Raw genomic sequence first — 23,333 nt, 5'->3', positions numbered from 1 at the left:
GAAAGGAGAATTCTCATGACAGACGCAATCACCATCCCGCTGAACAAGCTCGTGCCCTGGCACGGCAACGTTCGCAAGACCGACCCGGCCAACGGCATCGATGAACTCGCGGCATCCATCGCAACGCACGGACTTCTGCAGTCGCTTTTGGTCCGCAAGGCCAAGAACGGCAAATACGAGGTCATTGCCGGACGCCGGCGTTATCTCGCGCTCAAGTCACTCGCCGAGGCCAAGGTCATCGCGAAAGACCACGACGTCTTGTGCACCGTAGTCGATGCCAAGGCGCAAGCGACCGAGCTCAGCCTGGTCGAGAACATCATCCGCGCACCGATGCACCCGGCAGACCAGTTCGAGGCCTTCCGCGACGTGATCGATGCTGGCGCTACCGTCGTCGATGTTGCTGCCCGGTTCGGCATTGCAGAGAACCTCGTGACGAGGCGTCTCAAGCTGGGTCGTCTCAGCCCGGTGATCCTTGATGCGTATCGCAACGGCGATATCGATCTCGAGCAAGCCGAAGCGTTCACACTGAGTGACGACCGCGAGGCGCAGGAGCGCGTGTTTACCGAACAGCCCGAATGGCAACGCGGCCCGGCGAGCATCCGCCGCGCCCTGACGACAGGCGAGGTACCCGCGACTGACCGGCGCGTGCGCTTCGTAGGCCTTCAAGCATACGAGGCAGCCGGCGGCGCTGTCCGTCGCGACCTCTTCGATGAGGAAAACGGCGGATACCTGCAGGATGAAGCCCTGCTGGATCGCCTCGTCGCCGAGAAGTTCGAAGCCCTCAAGGCATTCGTTGCCGACGAGGGATGGGACTGGGTCGAGATCGTCCCTGACGCCGACTACAGTCTCTTCGCCCAGTATTTCCGCCTGTACCCCGAAAGCGTCTTCGCAAGCGAGGCCGAACAAGCCGAGCATGAAACGCTCAGCGCTGAATACGACTCTCTGGTTGACGACGAGGAAGCGCACACTGAGCGTCTCGACGAAATCGACCGTCGTCTCCAGGAGATCAAGACGGTCGAACGCTGGCCCGCGGAGGCGCTGTCGACTGGCGGCGCGATCCTGAGCATTGACTATGACGGTGATCTTCGCATCGAACGTGGCTTGGTGCGCAAGGGCAGCGAGAAGGGGGTCAAACCTGCCCTTCGGTCCTTCGGTGCCAATGCCGCCTTGCCTGCCGCGTTGATCGCCGATCTCGCGGCCCAGAAAAGCGCGGCACTCGGTGCCGAACTGATGCGCCGTCCGGACGTGGCACTTGCCGCTGTTGTACATGCGCTGACGCTTCAGGCGCTTTACCCGCATGGCAGCGGGTCGAGTGTACTGCATGTTTCGGTGCATGTTCCTGCGTTAGACCGTGTCATGACTACGCCGGACCGTTCCGCCGGGCTCACGTCCCTCGACGAAAAGCGCACGGAGCTTTTGGCCCGCCTTCCGTCCGATCCCGCCTATCTGTGGGACTGGTGTCTTGAACGCAGCCAAGACGAACTCCTGGACATCCTCGCGTTCATTGCTGGTGTCAGCGTGAGCCTCTTGCGAGTGGACATTGGCGCAACCGCGCACGAAGGTCCCCTTGCGAGCGCGTTGTCGTTCAATATGCGCAGCTGGTTCGTACCCGGTGCCGACAACTACTTCGGCCGCGTCAGCCGGACGCGCATCCTGGCGGCGGTTGACGAGGCCACGGGTTCGCATGCGCCTGCGCTTGAAAAGCTCAAGAAGGCCGAGCTTGCTAACCGTGCCGCCCAGCTGGTTGCGGAGACGACCTGGCTGCCGGAGCCCCTACGGACGACCCCAAAGGCGGCCTAATGGCCGTTTTCCGGCTGCGCCACCCGGCGCAGCCGGTTTTCGGCCCTTTTCGGAACCGAATTGACAGCGACGCGTTAATATGTCTATAATTAGACACGATCTATAGAGATATACATAACATGAGCACCCATACCGACTTCGACCTTCCAATCACAGCTCCCGGCGTCCTGGCCCCAGACGCGCTTCGGGACGCAAAGGTCCGGGACCGGATGTCGCCGACTGCCGTGCGCATGTTCTTCAGGCTGGCCGACCTGTGGAAACTTGCCGTCGATCAGCGCCGTGCCTTGCTCGGAGATATCTCCCGCCCGACTTATCACAACTGGCAGGGCGGCAAGATCGGCACCCTCAGCCGCGACCAGCTTGAACGGATTTCCCTGGTTCTTGGCATCCACAAGGGTCTCAAGCTGCTCTTTGCGGACGAAGCGAGCGCAAACCGGTGGTTCACAAGCCCCAACCGTGACCTGCCCTTCGGCGGGCGTTCTCCGCTCGACCGCGCACTGCAGGGAAGCATCGACGATCTCTACGCGGTGCGCCGTTATATCGACGCATGGCGCGGCATGAAATGACGCTTGCTACGTCCCGCGTCCGGGCGACCACGCACCGCCTCATCGCCAGCCGCTATCCGCCTGTCGGCGTTTTCGACGACCTGACCCAGGACAGGGAGGAGCTTGCGATTGCCTTCCTGCTCGAATCAGCGACAAACGACCGGCTTGGCATCATCTCCGGCCGGCTCAACCTGCTGCCGCCTGAAGACATCGTGCAGGGACCGGGTGCAACGCTCGTGATGGGCGCTTTCCTTCACGCCGACCCCGCTGGCGGACGCTTCACCGACGGGCGGCTTGGCGCCTGGTACGCGGCATTGGACGTTGAAACGGCCATTGCCGAAACGCTTCACCATAGCACACGGCGCCTTAAACTCTCCGACGGCGCATTCCCGTCAAGCATCCAGATGCGCAGCCTTGTCGCGCGCATCGACTGCGCGCTGATCGATGTGCGCGGCCTCCGCAAAGAACGTCCCCAACTGTATGATGCGCAGGATTACGCCCAGTCCCAGGCATTCGGCGTTGCCCTTCGCTGGCCAAAGACTGGCGAGGGGGCCAACGGCATCGTTTATGACAGCGTACGTCGCCCGGACGGCATCAACGTCTGCGTCTACAAGCCCTCGCGGGTCAAACTGCCCGTCACACAGGCAGACCACTATGAATACCGGTGGGATGCGCGGGGCGACGTGCGCGTCCTTAAGATCACCAACGTTGAGCAGGGGCGCAGCGCATGACGCTGATTACGGCCATCGCACCCGGCACGTGGCGCGAACTTGAAAACACCGTCGCAGACATACTTCGCGAATGCGGCATGCACGTGCGACAGCAAATCAATGTCCCACTGCCCCGCGGCTCGGTCGACCTGGACGTGTTTGCTGAGGAGACAATCGAGGGCATCCGCTCGCGGGTTGTATGCGAATGCAAAAACTGGCGGACGAATGTGCCGCGCGAGAAGGTGCATGCGTTCCGGACCGTGATGGACGAAACCGGCGCAAACCGCGGCTACATCATTTCCCGAACCGGCTTTCAACAGGGCGCGGTTGAAGCCGCTGCTTCGACAAATGTGGAGCTCCTGACCTTCGAGCAGTTTCAGGAGCGCTACTTCGACAAGTGGATCACACGGCGCTGCCGGGACATTGAAGATGCCAATGGCAATTTCAACGTCTACTATGAACCCCTCGGGAGGCCGGGATACCACGCGCTGCAGAACGACGCCGAACGAGCTGCTTACGATGAGGTCTGGGAACGCTACGCTTTCGCGGGCGTCCTGCTGCTGCATTTCTCACCGTACTTGCGCATGGTTGGCCGACCGCCGCCGTTACCGCCGCTGCCCGTTGACGTTCGTGAACTGGAGAGGCAAGGCGTTGTTGTACCGCATGAGGTAAAGGCCGCGCGGGGTTATCGCGAGCTGCTAGCGCTGCTTGAACATTACGGCAGGATCGGCCTTGAAGAATTGCGCGCGGTGAATCCGCTCACGCGCGAACAAACAGCAGATAATCTGGTCGAGGAGCTCGATGCGCCAATGCCTCCGCAGAGGGGCCGTTAACACAACAAAGGACGACGAAGCTTGGTGCGCATCGGTGGCGCTGCTACGCTCGAATGACTTGGGGGATGTGATTTGAGTCAGTTTCTAATTCAACACTATTTGAGCAATCTTGACCGGATACGATCTGTATCGGGGGCCACCAGAGAATCCGTGGTGCGGGAAGCATTCAAGGATTTGCTCAAGCAATGGGGCCGACAGCACGATCTCGTCTTCATTGCAGAGCATGAGCACATCACGCCGGCCAGGGATCGATGTTACGTCGATGGCGCTCTTCTTCACGAGATACGCGTGCCGTTTGGCTATTGGGAAGCCAAGGACACTGCTGACGATCTCGACGCCGAGATCGAGAAGAAGAAGCGCAAGGGCTATCCTCAAGACAACATAATTTTTGAAGACAGCCAAAAGGCCGTTCTAATCCAGAACCGCCAAGAGACCATGCGCTGCGAGATGGCGGATGCGCCTCGCTTCGAGAAGCTCATGGGCCTCTTCTTCAGCTATGAGCGGAAGGAGATCGCTGAATTCCGCCGCGCCGTTGAGCAGTTCAAGATCGACCTGCCCGCCGTGCTCGGCGCCCTACGCTCCAAGATCGATGATGCCCACAAGTCCAACGCAGCCTATCAAGCGGCAGAAGCGAAGTTCCTCAAACACGCCCAGGAAACGATCAATACCTTGGTCGGCACTGCCGACGTGCGCGAGATGCTTATCCAGCACATCCTGACAGAAGAGATTTTCGCCAAGGTCTTCGATGAAAGCGAATTCCACACGCACAATAACATCGCCAAGGAGCTCTACGCTCTGGAAGGTACATTCTTCACCGGCGGGCTCAAGAAACAAACGTTGCGCGCGCTAGATCCGTACTATGCTGCCATTCGTTCTTCCGCGGTGCAAATCACCAGCCACGCCGAGAAACAGACCTTCCTCAAGGTCATCTACGAGAACTTCTACAAGGTCTACAATGCGAAGGCGGCTGACCGCCTCGGGGTCGTCTACACACCCAACGAAATCGTGCGCTTCATGATCCAAGGCGCAGAGTGGCTTTGCCACAAGCACTTTGAAAGAGGCTTGATTGATCGCAACGTCGAGATTCTTGACCCAGCCACCGGAACCGGAACCTTCATCACCGAACTGATCGACCATTTCCGAGGAGACAGGAAGAAACTCGCGTACAAATACGCCGAAGAGCTGCATGCGAACGAGGTCGCTATCCTACCCTATTACGTAGCCAACCTAAACATTGAAGCCACATACGCCGCCATCACGAACCAGTACTCGGAGTTTCAAAACCTCTGCTTCGTGGACACGCTCGACAACGTCTCGCCCTTGGGCCTCCGCGCTGGACATCAGCACGATCTGTTCGCTAGCTTTACGGAAGAGAACGTAAAACGCGTCAAGCGGCAGAATGCCCGCAAGATCTCCGTGATCATTGGCAATCCGCCTTATAACGCTAATCAGCAGAATGAGAACGACAACAACAAGAACCGGGAATACCCGAAAATCGACGAACTGATCAGGAATTCGTACATCAAGGCGTCGGAAGCTCAGAAGACCAAGGTATATGATATGTATGCCCGCTTCTTTCGATGGGCGTCCGATCGTCTTGACATCAATGGCGATGGAATTATCGCCTTCATCACAAATCGCAGCTTCATCGACCGTCGCACCTTCGACGGGTTCCGCAAGGTTGTCGCTCAGGAATTCAACGAGATATGGATCGTTGATCTTGGCGGAGACGTCCGGGCTAACCCGCGCCTGTCCGGCACCACTCACAACGTGTTCGGGATTCAGACCGGCGTCGCCATCTCTTTTTTCGTCCGGCGCAAGGGGCGCAAGGGTTGCGTCATAAGGTACGCACGGCGCGGCGAAGAGGATCTTGCAGAGGACAAGCTCGCCTACCTCGCAAGCAATCGCATCGATTCAATCGATTTCGAAGAGATCACCCCGGATAAGCACCACACCTGGATCAATCAAAACGAAAACGACTTCGACTCATTCCTGCCTGTTGCGGACAAAGAGACCAAAGCCACTAACAACCGCGGAAAAGATCGGGCGATATTCAAGCAATACTCTCTCGGCATATCCACAAATAGAGACGAGTGGCTTTATGACGAGGACAGGCAAACGCTTACGTCCAAGGTCAAGCTGCTTGCAGCTGAGTACCGCAAGCCCGTTGAGGACGACGATTTTCCCTCTACCATCAAATGGTCCGAAACCTTGAAGCGGCGAAAGAAAAGCGGCGCAGCTGAGCCATTTGATGCGGGACGAATACGGAAGACAAGTTATCGACCGTTTTCGCCCGTATGGCTCTACCTGTCCGAACTCTATATCGACAGGCCAGGCCTTTCCGACGTATTTTTCCCGGCAGGGCAATCCAACGTCGCGATATGCTTTAGCGATGTAGCGTCCAGGTCGAATTACTGCGTGTTAGCCGTTGATGGACCCGCGGACCTTCACTTCGGCGCGGCGATCGACGCTTATCAGCAGATCGCCCGGTTCCGATATGTTGATGGCGAGCGCATCGACAACGTGACAGACTGGTCGCTCAATCGCTTCAGAGAATTCTACGAGAAGGGGAAAGGCAAGCGAAAGCGTCCCATCACTAAGGACGCCATCTTTCACTACGTGTACGCAGTGCTTTACGACCCCATCTATCGCTCCTCGTATGCATCCAATCTCAAGCGCGAGTTCGCTCGAATTCCTTTCTATGCCGATTTTTGGACGTGGGCAGAATGGGGTCAGGCGTTGATGGATCTCCATCTAAATTTTGAGACGGCACAGCCACACACGCTAAGCAGGATCGACGTGCCCGACAAAAAGGCGCGAGCTGCGAAGGTTGACCCGCGTCCAATCCTAAGGTCCGACCGCGAAGCCGGCAGCGTTGCCGTGGACACCGAGACGACATTGAGCGGCATTCCAGCACAAGCATGGGAATACGTGCTTGGTAACAGGTCAGCCATTGATTGGGTGCTTGACCAGCACAAGGAAAAAACCCCGCGTGATCCCGTTATCCGTGAGAAGTTCGACTCTTACCGCTTCGCCGCACACAAAGAAGCAATGATCGACTTGTTGGGGCGCGTGACAACCGTCAGCCTCGAGACAGTGAAGATCGTAACTGCGATGCGAGAATTGGAACGCCCGGCAGTCCCCGGCATGAACACGGCGCGAGATATTGATTTATAAGCTAGCGGTCTGCACATGCGTTATTTTCCCTAATCTATATTATCACTCAGCGTATTTTTGCTTTGGAATAAGGGCTTAGCTTAGGCAAATCCACAATTGCGCATTTGTAACTTCAGAGGAATCAATGGCCCGCATCCGAATGCTAGGGGACGAGGAGCTACTTTCAGCGCATCAGCGCGTTGGCATGATTATCAATGCCGGCAGTCGCCTTGAAGAAGCTGTTGCTTATCTACAATGGCAGCTTACTGCCTTCTCTTGGGACAAGGACAATCCCCAAGCTACAGCTTCCGATAGGCAACTCGCTCTGCGCACCGAGCGCGCGAATTGGGACAAGTACGCTCATTTGAACGATCGCCTCCGGCTGACAACAAAAGCCTTCGACGCCCAGCACGTCGCGAATGTCGTATCAACCGATCGAAAGCTTAAGACCCTGCGAAGCCAATGGAACACACTCAGCGAACGAGCCCGAAAGCTTGGTGAAAAGCGAAACCTGATCGGACATACTTTCTTGACTTGGAGCAGCGGCAAGGTTTTTCGCGAGATCGGTCGACCATGGAGCGAGAGAGTCGAAGTTAGCGAAAAGGACGATAATGACCAGATCTCAGAGATTGGAGCACTGACAACGGAAATCGCTCTTTACACCACGGAGCTAGGTACCCTGCTGCCCTTCTCGGACGATGATCAGATCATCACGACGGTGTAACCGCCCTCACCTCCATCGTTTCTCTAACGAGACAACGTGTCGATGACGACCTCATATCAGCTCGGCACGCAGGTGGTCCAGATACGGATCAGGCCCTCCTAAATAGGGACGCTGCGCGTGCAAGCATCTTTTTCAAGCTGAAAACACCAGTCCAGAACTTTCGCTCAACCGTCGACTTCGGCTCTGAATCAAGTGCGCTATTCAATCTTTGCGCAAGATCGCAAACCGTACCGAAGTCGGAAAGCAATTGCGGATGAAAAACAATTCGTTTCGAGTTGTCTTCAGGTGAGTGCATCATCTCTGGCTGATACTTGGTAAGTGCCTGCTGCTCAGCTTTTAGCTTCTCGTACCTGTCATAGTTACGCCTCCGATGGGCCTTTGCCATTTGCTTCTCAAGCAGCTCATATTTCGGCACGTCCTGCTCCCGTATGGCCGCAGGAGGAATATAGAGCGGGATACGATGCGCGAGCGCGTGACGAAAATTTTCAAGATGATCGAACCAGCCGTCGAGTGATTTCAAATGCTTTTGAAAATCCGCCGGTAACGATCGCCTGACGATCCGACACTTTCTTCCCAAGCCAATTTTCGTGGGCGGTATTTCTTCTCCCTTGTCAGTCGTCAGCTTCTGTTCGCAAACCCAAATCCACGCCAAGTTATCCAGACAGGCGAAAGCATTAAATGTGAAAGCTTGAATGTGAATGACAGCATCTATGAGTTCCTCCATCGAGGGATGATCTTCACGCTCAGGCGGCAGCGTAGCGAACACCTTCTCGATGCAGTGAGACATCGTCTTCAGCCGCCGCGATACACCGTGGGCAGCGAATTCTTTTGCTCGCGGAACGTCGTAGTTCCGCGATAGCAGAGCATCAAGGACCTCACTCCGCTTGCCCGCCATTGCTTCATAATCGCTGGTGAGGCGATCGATTGCTTCCTGCGCGAAATACACGATCTAGGCCCCTCTACTATGATGGTTTCCTAAAAGCTCCAGTACTGCGCTGCTTCCCGCAAAATGTTCTCTGTGTAGTTCGGATTCTTACCTTTCCGCAGCTTCGCCGAAAGCCACGACTGCGGATCCCGATAAATTGGATCGTCTGACGTCGCTATCATTGGCTTCAGGAACAAGCAGCGCTCATACATAGCCTTGTCCAACTTGTCAGCTCGGGGAGACGCCTGTCGCGTTTCCACCTCATGTAGCCTGCTTTTTACCCGGTCGATCGCCGGATAAATCCTGCGATAAACGTTCTTATCCTTGGTGGGAACGGTGTACGACACAGGCGTCAGCAACCAGCTTCCCGCATGGGAATCGCGTGGGCGGGACGCCCACATCGTTTGGCGGCCCTTCGTCGACGAAGGGCCATAACGCGTTACCACTCGGTCAAATACATCAGTTGTGCCGTCGTCGAAGGCTATACTGAATCGGCCATTACGATCGGCCGTGACCTTTGAAATCCTACCCTGGCGATATCGGACATTCGGGAAGCTCATCAGCACCCGCATCAGCCAGACATTGTATGTCGAGAGTTGGCGTGTGTATGGGGTCGGCGTCGTGCCGTTGAGCGTAAGCCGCACACCGGGTCGGATTCGCTTATGGAGTTCACCCACGCGCAACAGCTTGCCAACGACAATTGTACCTGCCAGGGCATCAATGCCGCGGCTGATCGCGGCGTCGGCGAGCGGGCGGACAGCCTCCCTAGCCTGAAGCTGAACCTTAAGCGGAAGATCTAGAACGAACGTCTCACGCTCATCCCAATCGAGCCGCGCAAGGTCGCGCCGTGGAAAGGCAGCCTTAAGATGCGGCCGCAAGATATCCTCAATGGCTTTGAAGATCGGTTCATTGTGTGCACCCCCGCTGCGCAAAGACCAGTTGGCACTTTGCCAATTTTCCAACCTGAACCAAGTGTCCAACCACCAGCACACTTCTGAGATGACGCGGCCGTCATAACGTTCAACTTCCGGGCTCTGCAGGATGTCATCAAGCTTTGCCTCTTCCAGCCCGATATCCAACCTCGCTTCAAGATTGGCGCCGCTCGGCCAGAAGTTCTCGACCAGCGCGTGGCGGAACCCGCTCATCGCGTAATGCATGGCCTCGATCAGTCCACTGTCGCCACACCCAGAAACCAACACATCACAGGACTTTGGAAGATGATCATAGATCAGTCGGTGGCCAGATTCCCAATAGCTGTAATCGGCGACATCGTGAGGGTTCCCCTCCTCGCCGAAGCCGGTTGCGTCGATCAGCAGATCGACATCGATCGTTCTAAGGTGTGGCCTGGCCCGACTGCGAAGGTCAATGGTGAGACCTCCGACCCGTGGCTTGATGTGCCGCTTACTAACTTCCAGATTAAGGAAGGCGAAGATTGGCAGCTTGCGCCTATGGCGGTCGAACTCGTGCAGCCATTCGTGGGCGACACTGCTCGCAACGCCGCGTCTCCACTTGAATATGGGCGGTTCGAAAAATGGGGCTGACCATGCCGGATCGAAACGCTTTCCCAAATAACGCGAATTCAGATTCGGTGAAAGATGGCGGTGGCCTTTATCAAGAAACCGGTGGAGCAAGCACCGCTCCTTTTCGAAAATGTAGATGATCGCGCCCTCGGTGATGGCGATCGAGACAGCCAGCATAAGGGCCGAGAACGATCCACCGACAATCGCAACCACATCGCCGCGCTTGATCCTCTTCGTGTGGCCGAGTGCCCAGGCGAGATTCGTACACCGCAGCTGTTGATGAACGATCGATATATGCTCACGAGCGAACCCGGTGGCCGAGAAAATGCGGTCATTGCTTGCCGCCTGCGCCTCCTCGACCATCCGGCGGGCCGCTTCGTCGAGCAAGGCCCGATCCTTGGTGCTTATTCTACTCACGTCTTGTCTCTGCATGCACTTAGGAGACATCAACCAAGGCTAACCCTCCTCCTGATCAGCTATCCCGGTGACATTTCTCTGACTGTTCATCTTGGCAATTGCGATGCGAGCGGCCCCGGGAAGAGGAAGAGGATTGCTGGAACGCTATGCCACGTTTTTCAGGGGATCATCATGATGGTCAAGCACGGCGGTCGACACATTCCCGCCGAATGCGGTGCGGGCCACGCCAATCAGGTGCTGATGGTGGGTAAAGAACAGCACTTGCGTTTTTTCCGAGAGCTGGCGCAGCACTTTGAACCCGGCAGCCGCGCGTTCATCGTCATAATTGATAAACAGATCATCCGCGATGAACGGCACCGGCCCGGCATGAGCGAGATATTCTTCGACCGCGGCGACGCGCAGAGCCATAAACAATTGATCGGCAGCCCCCTCACTTAAGCCAGAAACCCCAACCGCGCTCCCATCGCGCCGGACACCTGCGAGATGAGGAACGTCCTTCTCATCGTATTCGAGCGCGAGCCTCTCAAAGGATCCGCCGGTCAGGATCGAGAACAGCTCTCCCGCCCGCTTAAGCAGCGGCGCCTGCTTTTCGCGTCGGAAACGTTCGATTGCCCATTGCAGGATGAGCGATGCCGAACGAACACGAGTATATTGGCTGGCAGCGTCTCTCATATCCGCGAGCGCGGCCTGACGGTCGGACGCAGCCTTTGCGGCGGCAGCGTCGCCGCCGAGTGCTTCGAAAACCCGCGCCGCGTCGTTGCGATGCTGGATGGCCTCAAGCTGGCGCTGTCTTTGATCCTTCAGGGATTGCGTTAGCGTCTGTTCGCGCGCCGCCGCCTGATCCAGGTCGCTGTTGCGGCACTCCTCGACAAGAGCTTCAATGCCAAGACCATCACCGTCCGCTTCGAGCGTTACATGCAGGCTTGCCTGTTCATCCTTAAGCCCGCGCAGCAAATCGGACTGCCCTATGGCTGCGCGCAATGCATCGAGCGTCACGCAAGCCGCCTGTTGCAGCTTCAGGATAATTTCCTGCGCGGCTTCTCTCGACTTGTCGCAGTCCTCTAATTTCTTTTGAAGGCCCTTTATGGCCGCCTTCTTTTCGCCGAGCGTTGCCTGGCTTTGCTTCGCCTCATTCAGCCGCGCCTGCATTTTGATAACAACGTCGTCAGCATCCGCGCCTGCCAAATCCGTTGCCACGGACGCGGCGAGTCTCGCTACCTCGTTTTCAAATGCTGTAATATCCCGTTCGATCTTGCCGATACGCTCATGCTGCAGGTCGGCAATTTTTGCAGCGACGTCGCGCATCTGTTCCAGAGCTTCGATCTGGCCTTGTATGGTTTCGACCGCCGCCTCTCCCAATAAGTTCAGCGCTGCCAAGGCCTCCTTCCATTGGCGTTCCCACTCGTGCTGCTCTTTCTCGGCGCTTTCGAGGGCCTTGGCCTTTCGCTCTGCGTCAGTTTTGATCTTGCGCTCCTCAAGCTCCAGCTCGGCGCGCTTTTGCGCAATCGTCTCCTGTGTCCGGATGCGCAGCTCCGCCGTCGCCAGCATGCCGTTGAGCGGCAAACTTTCCGCGGTGGCAGCCATAGCAGGGTCCTGCAGTATGCCAACAAGCTGCTTCCTGGCGTCTGCAATCTCCTGCTCCAGTGACGCCGACGACCGGAGGGCAGCGTCGCGCTTGACGACTTGGCCAAGCAAAACCGCCCTAGCATCGAGCCATTCGAGCATTTCATCCGGGTTCGATGGCGAGTCCGTAACACCCGTCCACATGTCAACCCATGCGGCGGTCAGTCCAGACCGCTCCAGGGTTAGCACTTCTAGTTCTTCTTTTTGCGCGTGTAGTCCGTCTTCCTGTTCAGCAATCTGCCGGGCCAGCACCATCGCTTCGGCCGTCGATTGCGCATTCTCAAAACGCTGATCGGCAGCTCCGTCAGCATGACCGATGCTCGCCTCAAATGCGTTCAGCAGGGAAGCGCCCTTCGTGAATTCCTGCTCGTCGGCATCTGGAACGGCGACGTTCTCAATGTGCTTTCGTTTTATGATGGACCAACCGGCATCACGGAGTTCCCGCAATCTCGTCAGCTCGGCTGCGGACACGATCCCTTCATCCGAGACAAGCCGGAGATACGCTTTGCGATTGTTCTCGACCATCCGGGCGGCTTCACGGATTGCGGCCGCGTGATTATGGATGCGGCGTTCCAGTTCGCGGGCAGCATCGCGATGCGCTTTGACCGTTGCGTTGGCCGGAATCCGTATGGCACGCAAACTTTCCTCATCTGCGACCACGGGATTCATCAACGCCATTTGCTGCCGACAGAGATTATCGGCGTCCCGCCGCTCTCTTTCGGCCGCCTGCAGGCGCGCATCCAGGTCACCGAGGGCGCGGATGGATTTCACGACGCCCGCCAACGCCGAAACATCCTGCGCGACACCCACCGCTTCGATGCGGATGCGAATATCCTCTACCTTCTCAAGCGCGTCCTCGACCGCTTTCCGTGCATTTCCTACCGCCGTGAAACGGCTGCCCCGTTCGGTCAACAACCCACGGACAACCGAGACCTTGGCACGTACGGGAATCCTGTTGATCAAATCCTCGACCGTTGGAGCTGTCCATTCCAGTTCGGTCGCCAAGCGTTTTAGCGCCTCTTCTGAGGCCGCGAGATCCGCGCGCCGCTTGGGTAAGTCAGCCTTCCCCGATGCGATCTGGATGCGGCGTTCGTAAAGCCGCTCTATTTCCGATCCGTGCTGCAGGAGGTTGTCATCGATGACCAGGCCAGCGCACTCCACGCCGATGGCCGCGATCTGTTCGCCGAACGCACCGATGCGCACGTCTGCAGCGGCATTATCGGAGGCCGCTTTCTCGAATTCGCTCGCGGCGGAGGCAGCGAGAACAGCAACACCGCCAAGCCCGGCGATTTCACGCTCGATTTCCGCCAGACGCCGCACGGCGCGATAAACGCGCCGAATGCGCGCGATTTTCGCAAGTTCTGTGACCTGACTTTCGATGTCCTTTTCAAGACCCGCGCAGCGCTCGCGCGCATCATCGAAAGCTGATTTCAGTTCCTGCCATTTGCTTGCCGTCACGGTGTGTTGCCGCAAGGCAGTATCCGCATCCTTGAGACGGTCTTCGGCCTGGTAATATTTTCGATGCCCCGCTTTGCGGCTGGCCCAGAGTCCTTCCGCCTCTTCCTGCATCGCCGCAAGGCGCCCGCGAAGTCCCGACAGGCCTGCCCCGGCCGCGAACAAGGTGGCGCCGACATCGTCCTTGGCCTGGATAATGTCACGCCCGCCGACGCGCAGGCGCTCATGATCGAGACAGAACATCCTGCAATAAAAGGCGCGATCAATCCCTCCGAGCAGCGGCCCAAGCGTCCCGTCGCCTGTGCTCAAGGGCAGATCGTCCCATCCCAGGATGGTATCTTTATTGCCCTTGCGCCGCCGAATGGCGAGCGTATTCGTATCGTGTTCCAACGTCGCACCAATCCGAAGGGCAGCGTTTTCATGAAGAAAGTTGCGAGGAGACTGACCGGGGATTCCGAACAGCAAATCTTCAATCGCCGACATTGTCGTCGATTTCCCAGCCTCGTTCTCACCGTACACGATGTGAAAATCCGGCCCGCCTGACGGAAAAGCGAGCGTCCGGCCGGTGAAATGCCCGTAGCGAATAAGATCAAGAGAACGCAAACGCATTGTTCAACGCCTCCCCGCACTCAGGCGTGCGTTTAAGTACGTGCCAGCCTGGCCGATCACCGCGGCAAAATCCTTGTTGATTGCGGCTTGAAGAAGCGCATCGTCCACATCGAGCGCAGCGTCATGCGGAAGCTTGCGAATGAGTTCGCCCAGTTCGTTCGCTAGTTGAACCTGCAATTCGGGATCGCCGGTTGCCTGCGACAGCAAAACGTTCAGATCGTTGAGCGCCTCCTGATCCATTGCCCCCGACATTGTCGATGCTGGCTGCGTCGCATTCGCCACGCTTGCGATCCACGCGATCTCTTCGCCCAGTGCCAGGGAAGCGGCCCGTGCCTCGGCCAGCAGCTGCGACTCTGACGCCAGCAACTCGCCATGGAGAGCGGTCGCACCCGTCAACTGGATGCGGCATGCCAGCAGCCGCCGCCCCTCTGCATCCATCGTGGCCGCATCAATCTTGTTTTTGATTTCATCTATGACGTCGCCAAACTGCGCGCACGCGCCAACCGCCACGTCGATCTGCGCCCAGCGGACGACGTCGGTGTGAAGCGGTTCAATACTTTGCAGAACGCCGTCCTCAACCGTGTTCAGGTAGGCTGACTTTGGACCTGTTTCGCGAATATGGCGGCCCTGCAGATTACCGCAGAAAACGACATGAGGATTCTCGTGCAGAACGCTGGCCTGATGCACATGCGCCAACGCCCAATAATCGTAGCCCTTGTTCACAAGCTCATCGATACTGCACGGCGCGTAATTCTGGTGAGGTCCATTCACGCCTCCGAGGGCGGTATGCAACACGCCGATATTGAAAAAGCCTTTGACCGGCGGGGGATAAACCGCCGCAAGGTTGTCTGTCGTCGCCGGCACTCTGAAGCTTTGGCCATGCAGTGCGACGCGGCATTCTTCCAGCTCAAACGTTTGCGGCTTTCGATAGCCAAACACCTGCACGTTGTCTGGCAAGGTGAGCCGCCGCGTGATCTGGCTTTCAGCATCGTGATTGCCGTGGAGCACGAATACGGGGATGTTCGCTGCGCGAAGACGCCCCATCTGCCGGACGAAAAAGAGACCTGTCTGAAAATCGCGCCAGTCGCCGTCATAAAGATCGCCGGCAATGACCATGAAGGCGACCTGCTCTTCAATCGCCCGGGAAACGAGATCTTCGAAGGCGGTTCTGGTCGCCGTCCGGATGCGCTCGGCGGCAGCCCCCTCCTGGCCGCTTAGCCCTTTTAGAGGACTGTCGAGGTGGATATCTCCGGTATGGATAAACTGGAAGGAACTCATCCGCGCCCCATCAGAATCGCTACAGTGAACAAAACATGAAAATCATGTTCTCGCAATGGGTGTGGATAACTATGTCCTTTTCCCCAGAGTTGAGGCCCATAACCGGAAAGGCGTGAATTTCCCGCGACTTAGCTGGAGGTCACGGCCGTGGACGCCCCCGGTAGCCCGGCCGGGCTCACTCGCTCGCGCTAGCGCTGCCCTTTGAATTGCGGTCGGTACGACAGACGGCGGCCAAAGCGGACGATCCACTGCTCAAACCGGTCGACGTAGACGAACGCCACAGGCACAACCAGGAGCGAAAGAGCGGTCGAGGTTAGCAGGCCACCGATGACGGCGATTGCCATCGACTGGCGGAAGCTCGCGTCGGCGCCGAACCCAAGGGCGATCGGCAGCATTCCTGCGATCATCGCGATTGTGGTCATGACGATGGGGCGGGCGCGCTTGTGGCAGGCGTCAATCAGCGCGTCGTGCATGGATAGTCCACGCTCGCGAATTCCGACCACGGCATATTCGACGAGCAGGATTGAGTTTTTCGCGACAATACCCATCAGCATCACGAAGCCGATCATGACGGGGAGATTGAGTTGGCTGCGCGCGATGAGCAGAGCGACGAAAGCGCCGCCGACAGAGAGCGGAAGCGCCGAGAGAATGGTGACGGGTTGGAGAAAGTCCTTGAACAGTAGCACGAGCACGCAAAACATCGACACAATGCCGATAATGATTGCCATGCCGAAACCAGTCGCGAGTTCTCCCGCGAGTTCGGAATCGCCGGTCCGGATGAGGCTGACAGAGGACGGCAGGTCTTTAATTGCGGGCAACGCCATCGCGGTCGCCTGCGCCGGTCCGAGCGCCATCCCGCCGAGATCGGCCTCGACAGTGACGTAGCGGCGGCGGTCGTACCGGTCGATTTGCGAGGGGCCGCTTTCCATGGAAATTGCGGCGACGCTCGACAATGGGATCGGCCCGTTCCGGCCATTCACCCGCATGTTGGCAAGCGTATCTATCTTCTGCCGCGCCGCGTCCGTTACACGCACGCGGATATAGACCTGACGACTATCAAGATTGAGCCGAGCGACCTGCGTATCGAAATCGCCACTGGTCGCGATCCGAACGACATCGCCAATCGAGGCGGTCGTGACGCCCCGCTCCGCCGCCCGCAGCAGGTCCGGGCGGACAATAACCTCGGGACGTTCGAGGCTGGCCGTGGACTTGATATTCGTAAATCCGCCAGCCCCCCGCAGATCCTGCTCGAGCGCCTCGGCGCTCGCCTTAAGTGCCTGCACGTTATCGCTCGAGAGAATGAACTGAATCTTCTCGCCCAGCCCGCCACCGCCAATGGCGAAGCGTGCGCCGGGTATACCAAGGAGCTTCGGTCGAACGTTGTTCTCAATCGTGACTTGCGGCTCACGTTCGCCACGGGGGGCCAGCATCAGAACCATGGCGCCTCTGCGCACCTCCCCTGCCTGCTGTGTTCCGGGCCCGAGTTGCTGCGAGTCACCCACTGTTGTGAATACACTGGCAATCCCTGGCACATCCTTCAGTACCGCGCGGATATCTTCCGCGACCTTGAGCGTGCTTTGCATCGGGCTGCCGGGCGGGAGCTCGATATTCACCGTCGTCGAGCCGCGGTCCGCCGGCGGGATCAATCCAGTTGGGATCAGCGGGATTAGGGCAAGCGACGCGGCGAAGAATAGGACTGTCCCAAACGCTGTTGTCTTGCGATGACCAAGGCACCAGCCAACGGTCCGCAGGTAAATTGTCATCAACGGGCCGTCCTTGTGCTCCGTTGATGGTCGTGACGAGAGCATATAAGCAGCCATCATCGGTGTGAGCAGGCGCGCGACCAGCAACGATGCCAGAACCGCAATCACGGCAGTCCACCCAAATTGTTTGAACAGCAGACCTGACACGCCGCTCATCAAGGCTGTGGGCAGGAACACGACCACCAGTGTGATCGTCGTTGCAACAACTGCGAGTCCGATCTCGGTCACGGCCTCACTTGCCGCCTCGCGCATCGGCTTGCCCATCGCGCGGTGACGCTCGATATTCTCGATCTCCACGATCGCGTCATCGACCAGGATCCCGACGATCACCGCGAGCGCGAGAAGCGTCACTGTATTGAGGGAGTATCCCAGCCACGACATCGCGGCGAAGGCAGGAAGGATCGACAGCGGAAGAGCGGCTGCGGAAATGAGCGTTGCACGCCAGTCGCGTAGGAACCACCAGACGACAAGGATCGCCAGCAATGCCCCCTCGTAAAGCATGTGCATCGAGCCCGCATACTGCTCGCGTGTGTAGTCGATTGAACCAGATATCAGCTTGATATCGAGTGTCGGGTCGGTCTTCTGGAGCTGCTCCATCGCTCGCCCGACGGCATCGGCAATACCCGCCTCGTCGAAACCCTTGGCGCGATATACCCGAAATCCCACGACGTGCTTGCCGTTCAGTAAAGCAACCTGCGTACGCTCTGCGATAGTATCCCGAACATCGGCTACCTGATCCAGGCGCACCTTGGCCACGCCGGGAACTGCGATCGGCAGGGCCGCGAGATCAGAGGCCTGGCGCACGATTGCGGTCGTGCGGACAGCCTGCTCGTTCTGACTCAGTTGTGCGCGCCCGCCGGATGATTGCTGCTGTACCTGACGGAGCGCCCGCGAAACATCTGCAGCGGTGACGCCGAGGGCGGCGAGACGCACGGGATCGACCTCGACACGCACTTCCCGCTGCACGCCGCCGACCCGCTCAAAGCGGCCGATGCCAGGCACGCCGAGAACGATCTTTGCGACGGTGTCATCCACGAACCATGACAGTGCTTCTTCGTCGAGCCGCGTGGACGATATGGCGTAGATCAGCAGCGCATTGCTGCCGGCTCGCTGAGCGCTGACAATCGGAGGCTGGACGTCCAGGGGCAGGTCTGACCGTACACGATCGACCGCATCCTTGGTTTCAATCAAGGCCTCCGAGAGATTCTTTTCAAGCACGAATTCGACCCGGATGGCGACCTGGCCGTCTGTGACCGATGTACGCAGATGCTTGAGGCCGCCGAGCGTCGCAAGCGAGTCTTCAACTTTCCGGGCGACCTCCGTCTCCAGTTGGGAAGGTGCCGCCCCCGGCTGAACCAGCGTGACGTTGACAACGGGCAGATCGAGATCCGGAAAGCTCTGGATCGGCAATGATCGGAAGCCCCACAGACCGGCGATCGCCAGAACTGCGAACAGCATGATCGCAGGTATCGGATTGCGGATCGACCACGTTGCGAAATTCATCGATCGCTTTCATCCTGAGCGGTCGCAGACACGCGATCGGCGTCGCTATCCCCGGCCAATCGCACGATATCGCCGTCCTTAAGGAAGCCTGCGCCCTGGACAATGACCCGATCATCGCCAGCGATACCGGAAGTGATCTCGACATCCCTGCCCTGCCGGCGGCCCGTAGTCACCGCCTGAAGCGTCACGCGCGGTCTCAATTCTCCTTCCGCCGCGACCTTGAGCACGTAACTGCGTCCGTCTCGAATGACTACGCTTTCAGCAGGGATCACGCGCGCCTTGCTCTCGCCCAGGATAACGCTGCCGCTGACATACATGCCGGCGCGCGCGCGGCTGCCGGGGTCGATATCGGCATAGACCAAGCCAAGACGCGACTGCGGGTCCAGAGACGGAGCCAGCTGGCGAACTGTCGCCATGGCGGTGCCGCCGTTCGGCAAGGTCAGTGCGATGCGCTGCCCCGGTGTGATTTGTGTGAGCTGTGCCGCCGTGAGTTCCCCACGCCATTCAAGCCGGTTTTGCCTGATCAGGCGGAACAGTTCCTGGCCAACCGGGACAACAGCGCCGAGGGTCGCCATACGCGAGCTAATGACGCCGTCATCTGGCGCCACAACTTCGGTATATTTCAGCTGCAATTGCTTGGCTGCGAGCAGCGCCTCCGCGGTCTTTGCTTCGGTCTCACGCTGCAGGGCATCCTTGTCGCTGATCGCGTCGCTTCCCCTCAACCGCTGTGCCCGCTGCCGGTTGGCTTCGGCCTGATCGTATTGCGCTTTCAGCTGCACTTCATCGGCGCGCAACAGGCTGGGATCGAACCGCGCGAGCACTTGGCCCTGCCGGACCTGGTCGCCGACGTTCACGAGGACGTCGGACAGCTGATAACCGCCGATCTGCGCGCCAACGCTCGCTTCCTGCCATGCAGCGATTGCGCCCGACGCTTCTATCGCCATGTCCCATTTCAGCGCGCGGGGCATTGTACTCGTGGCCGTCAAAGCGGGAGCCTGTTGAACGGGCACGGTGACCGGCGACGCGCGGCGCTGCACGATGGCAATCACCATCGCGGCAGCCGCGACGAGCGCGATGGCGGACGCGGCAAGTTTTGCAAATGTCATGCTCCGGCGACGGCGAGGAAGAGCCGATCGGGCAAAGGTCGCCGCCGCGGCGGGCGAGTCCATCGTATCGGCAACAATCCTCGGGCGCGGCTTGGACAGTGACAAACGCTTCTCCTTTATTAGATTGATTACTCTATTTAATGAACGCGATCTTTGAAGTCAACGCGCCGCAGCAGCTCGCTTAATGATGCTATGGAAAATCCGCCTGCTGGCGCATCGCAGCGGCCAACAAGATTCTCACTGGTTGGCTGCCTGGGCTGGTGGCGCAGCGCCACCCTTGTCGGTCCAATCCGGCGGAAGCCCGATTCTCTCACCGATCATTCCAGCAACGCCTGGGCTCCTGCCAAAGGCCTCGCACGCGACTTGTTTGGGCGCTCCACCCAAAGCTGTGTTCAGGCTCTGCGCCGATGGCAGAGATGGCCCGGCCCCAAAAGGCGTGCTGCCGGTTACAAGCAATTTGCTGAAGTCAGCACCAAATGCTCCTGCAAGGTCATAGGCATCGCCATCGGTCGATACCCTGCCTGCACTGGTGAAGGAATTCGCGCCGCGCCCCCAAACTATGGCCGCCTTTTGTCTCCCTCGTGGATCGCGAGCTTCCGCTTCTACCGACAAGCTGCCCAGTCCGATTGGAATGCGCGGAACCGGCACCGGCACGCCAGGAAGGAGAATGGACGGCACGACGGACACAACCTTGGACGCGCCCGCGGCAGTGGGGTCCGTCGGCGCTGCACGAGTGATAACCGCGTGGACGACCAGGTCGGCCGGGTCTGTAGAGCCGACGATCTGGAACCGGTCGCTCAGTCCAAAACACAATGCCCGATCGACGGCATTGCCCATAAGCCGGCGCTGATCTTCCGTGAATGAAGCTCCGGCCACCGCCGCGGTAGAGAAGCGCGTTTCAGCGATCCGCACTGTCTTGGCAGCCAGGACGTCATCCTTGTCGACGTGAACGACAGATTTTGTCAGAACACCGTCCGATGTTTTCAGATTGTCGTAGGTCGCAAGAGAGCCCGCCCGATCGAGCGGCGCCGTCGCGCATCCCGCCGTCAGTAGGGACAATGCTGTTATAAGCGTCGCCGCTCGACTGGATTTCATTTCTTTCAACCTGGACTCAAGGCGGACAGTCTCTGCCGTTGGACTTCGGTCGCGCGATAGACCCGGGTCTCACCCTCCTGAAGCGTGATGAATGCGCCCTCGTCTAAGCCTGTCGCCTTTATGGCGGTTGCCAGGTCCAACAGCGGTTGATCGATCGCTTCGGAGGACATCTGAAACGTCCCGTGATGCATCCCGATGCTTTGGCTCGCGCCAAGATCCAGGTGCGCCTGGACGGCTTCGGCGGGATTCATATGCATCGGCGTCATGAACCACCGCGGCTCGTAGGAACCGATCCCCAACAGCGCGATGTCGGGAGACCCCAGTCTTCTCCTGATGTCCGAGAAGTGGGTGGGAATAGCCGCTATCGCCGCCAAAATAGACGCGCCGATCGCCGTCCTGGATCAGATAGCTGCCCCATAGACTTCTTTGACGATCCCGGATTCCGCGCGCCGAAAAATGCTGGGTCGGCGCAAAGGTCACCTTGCAGCCCGGCCCGATCTCGAAGTCTTCCCACCAGTCAAACTCGTGGACGTGTGTAAACCCGACAGACCGCACCAGATCGCGATCGCCGGCCGCCACCAGCACAACCGGGGAGAACTTCGCGTGAAGGCGACGCAACGTCCCTATATCCAGATGATCGTAGTGATTGTGGCTGATGAGAATGACGTCAATCGGCGGCAGATCATCAAGCGCCAAGCCGGGCTCTCTCACCCGTTTCGGGCCGAACCACCCGACCGGGCTTGCACGGAGCGACCAAATCGGATCGCTCAGAATGTTCAGACCGGCGCACTGAATCAGGAATGTCGCGTGGTTCACGAACGTTACGGCGATATCACCGGTATGGCGCATCGCGTTCAGTCCGCGTGCTGCCGTGTTTTCTACAGAGGTAGGCCACCGACTGCGCCCTTCAAAAACCATTCGCCACGCGCTTGATATGCGCGGAGCAAATCCTCTTGGAAGGGTAGGATTGTGGAAGCGCTGCCCGTCAAAGTGATCCGAGAGCGGCCACGCACCGGACGCCCCGCGCAAACCACCCTGCACGGGCAATTCCTGAGAAGGCAGTCCATGCGCCTTCTCGCCGCGGTCCTCACTCGCTGCAGGTCGCAGGTGCTCGGGGTCTGTAATACCGTCCAAAAGAAGCTCCGTTCTCGATAGAACTATGATCGATTGCTCTGTCTATTTATCAAGCCTGTTCATGCCGGAGTCGGGATTCGGCCTCGGGCTTAGTTTGATGCCGCGTTTGTAAATTGCGTGAGCCGCACCGCGAGTGTCGCGTAACCTATCTTTGCCGACAGCGAGACAGGGATGTAAATCTTCTGCTCATTCGCGAGCCCGAACGTCAATTCCGTCTCGCCGAGCATTCTGTTCGGCGGCCTGCCCTCAGCACTGCTCTCACCGGCGACTTCTCCTGCGATGGGCGCGATCTGCAACTGACATCCCACGAGCGGCCCCACATACGGGCCCTGAGCCATCGTGCGCGCTTCTTTCGTTTTCAGGACCAAGTTAAATCGGCGCAAGCCGTCGAAGATCTGGACCGTACGATCGCAAATGCCGACTTCTCCCCTCCCGTTGGCAGTGAGAGCGGGTGCCAAGAGAGCGCTCACGGGATCGACGATATTCTTCAGATGCTCCGGCGTGATCGGGGGGCCTCGAGACCCCGCCGTGATCGGAGGATCGATGGTCATTGCATTGACGGCACCATCCGCCATCACGAGGTTAACCTTTTGCGCCCGTCGGCTACCCTTGTGATCGAGATTGAACAGGGTCGGAACGAGGCGGCCACTCTTGTAAACACCGCTCGACACCGCCTCGCCAGTCGCTGATCCCATCAGGTGCGCCGCGCCAGAAGTCCGATAGCTGACCCGGATCGAATAGGTGTTGCCACGTACTGCGATCACCGAGTCGGCCCGCGCAATGGTGAGGCCGGCGAGCGTGACCTCATACCTGGCCCGTATGTCGCTGTCCGCGGCAGCGGAAGGTACATGGGTCAAAAGAAAAATAGCGATGGCCCGGCATAACGTAACCGCAAACCGGATCGCCGCGGCGGCCTTGCACTGAGCGGAATCCCCTCCCCTGTCGCACCCGCCTGCCACGTCCGACTCCACGATCGACCCTCCTTGATAATTAGAGTATTCGCTCTATCTATTATCAATGTGGTCACAGAATGGCAACGCCAATGATAGACAGATTGCTCTATTTTTTGCTATGCGTCACTCTGACCAGACCACTAGTCCAGTCCACTTAGGACATCGGCGCGACAGTACGGGCCGC

The 23,333-nt window shown here is 58.6% G+C and carries 15 protein-coding genes and 1 pseudogene; 6 read left to right on the top strand and 10 right to left on the bottom strand.

Going from position 1 to position 23,333, the window contains the following annotated elements:
- Positions 1–15 precede the first annotated feature (15 nt).
- From LMTR3_RS27650 to LMTR3_RS27625, 6 genes are all read left to right on the top strand, one after another.
- Positions 16–1,800 (top strand): ParB/RepB/Spo0J family partition protein, encoded by a 1,785-nt coding sequence (locus LMTR3_RS27650; protein WP_065748132.1) that lies wholly within the window; start codon positions 16–18, stop codon positions 1,798–1,800.
- Positions 1,801–1,919: 119 nt separating this feature from the next.
- Positions 1,920–2,366 (top strand): MbcA/ParS/Xre antitoxin family protein, encoded by a 447-nt coding sequence (locus LMTR3_RS27645; protein ID WP_065748131.1) that lies wholly within the window; start codon positions 1,920–1,922, stop codon positions 2,364–2,366.
- Complete coding sequence (locus tag LMTR3_RS27640) at positions 2,363–3,076, top strand: RES family NAD+ phosphorylase (protein WP_065748255.1); 714 nt, start codon at positions 2,363–2,365, stop codon at positions 3,074–3,076. The genes LMTR3_RS27645 and LMTR3_RS27640 overlap by 4 nt, the downstream gene beginning before the upstream one ends.
- A complete protein-coding gene (locus LMTR3_RS27635; RefSeq protein ID WP_065748130.1) occupies positions 3,073–3,888 on the top strand; it encodes a restriction endonuclease in 816 nt (271 codons plus the stop codon). The genes LMTR3_RS27640 and LMTR3_RS27635 overlap by 4 nt, the downstream gene beginning before the upstream one ends.
- 150 nt (positions 3,889–4,038) lie before the next feature.
- Positions 4,039–7,065 (top strand): type ISP restriction/modification enzyme, encoded by a 3,027-nt coding sequence (locus tag LMTR3_RS27630; RefSeq protein WP_245320012.1) that lies wholly within the window; start codon positions 4,039–4,041, stop codon positions 7,063–7,065.
- Between the two features lie 124 nt (positions 7,066–7,189).
- Positions 7,190–7,768 carry a hypothetical protein gene (locus LMTR3_RS27625; RefSeq protein WP_065748128.1) on the top strand — a complete coding sequence of 193 codons (579 nt, stop codon included), beginning with the start codon at positions 7,190–7,192 and terminating at the stop codon, positions 7,766–7,768.
- An 88-nt stretch (positions 7,769–7,856) separates the two neighbouring features.
- Here the strand turns inward: LMTR3_RS27625 and LMTR3_RS27620 are convergent, their stop codons facing one another.
- The 10 genes and pseudogenes from LMTR3_RS27620 to LMTR3_RS27580 all read right to left on the bottom strand — a co-directional run bounded on the left by LMTR3_RS27620 (position 7,857) and on the right by LMTR3_RS27580 (position 23,167).
- Entirely contained in the window at positions 7,857–8,714 is an 858-nt protein-coding gene (locus LMTR3_RS27620; RefSeq protein WP_065748127.1) for a hypothetical protein, read from the bottom strand.
- Between the two features lie 29 nt (positions 8,715–8,743).
- Positions 8,744–10,600, bottom strand: a complete 1,857-nt coding sequence (locus LMTR3_RS27615; RefSeq protein ID WP_141686837.1) for a hypothetical protein — start codon at positions 10,598–10,600, stop codon at positions 8,744–8,746.
- 174 nt (positions 10,601–10,774) lie between these two features.
- Positions 10,775–14,317: an ATP-binding protein gene (locus LMTR3_RS27610; RefSeq protein WP_065748125.1), complete on the bottom strand. Its 3,543-nt coding sequence runs from the start codon at positions 14,315–14,317 to the stop codon at positions 10,775–10,777.
- A 3-nt stretch (positions 14,318–14,320) separates the two neighbouring features.
- Complete coding sequence (locus tag LMTR3_RS27605; RefSeq protein ID WP_065748124.1) at positions 14,321–15,595, bottom strand: metallophosphoesterase family protein; 1,275 nt, start codon at positions 15,593–15,595, stop codon at positions 14,321–14,323.
- Between the two features lie 188 nt (positions 15,596–15,783).
- Complete coding sequence (locus LMTR3_RS27600; protein WP_065748123.1) at positions 15,784–18,861, bottom strand: efflux RND transporter permease subunit; 3,078 nt, start codon at positions 18,859–18,861, stop codon at positions 15,784–15,786.
- Positions 18,858–20,072: an efflux RND transporter periplasmic adaptor subunit gene (locus tag LMTR3_RS27595; protein WP_210184733.1), complete on the bottom strand. Its 1,215-nt coding sequence runs from the start codon at positions 20,070–20,072 to the stop codon at positions 18,858–18,860. Before LMTR3_RS27595 ends, LMTR3_RS27600 begins: the two co-directional genes overlap by 4 nt.
- A 132-nt stretch (positions 20,073–20,204) precedes the next feature.
- Positions 20,205–21,062: a DUF3313 domain-containing protein gene (locus LMTR3_RS27590; protein WP_065748121.1), complete on the bottom strand. Its 858-nt coding sequence runs from the start codon at positions 21,060–21,062 to the stop codon at positions 20,205–20,207.
- 5 nt (positions 21,063–21,067) lie between these two features.
- Complete coding sequence (locus tag LMTR3_RS40395) at positions 21,068–21,361, bottom strand: MBL fold metallo-hydrolase (RefSeq protein WP_502686673.1); 294 nt, start codon at positions 21,359–21,361, stop codon at positions 21,068–21,070.
- 61 nt (positions 21,362–21,422) lie between these two features.
- Positions 21,423–21,911 (bottom strand): annotated as a pseudogene (locus tag LMTR3_RS40390) (MBL fold metallo-hydrolase); the annotation flags it as partial.
- A 374-nt stretch (positions 21,912–22,285) separates the two neighbouring features.
- A complete protein-coding gene (locus LMTR3_RS27580) occupies positions 22,286–23,167 on the bottom strand; it encodes a DUF3108 domain-containing protein (RefSeq protein ID WP_065748120.1) in 882 nt (293 codons plus the stop codon).
- Positions 23,168–23,333: the final 166 nt, after the last annotated feature.

This window comes from Bradyrhizobium sp. LMTR 3, from assembly GCF_001693485.1.
GTDB lineage: Bacteria > Pseudomonadota > Alphaproteobacteria > Rhizobiales > Xanthobacteraceae > Bradyrhizobium.
Note: the sequence above shows the minus strand (reverse complement) of the source record. Positions and strands in the feature narration are given on the sequence as shown.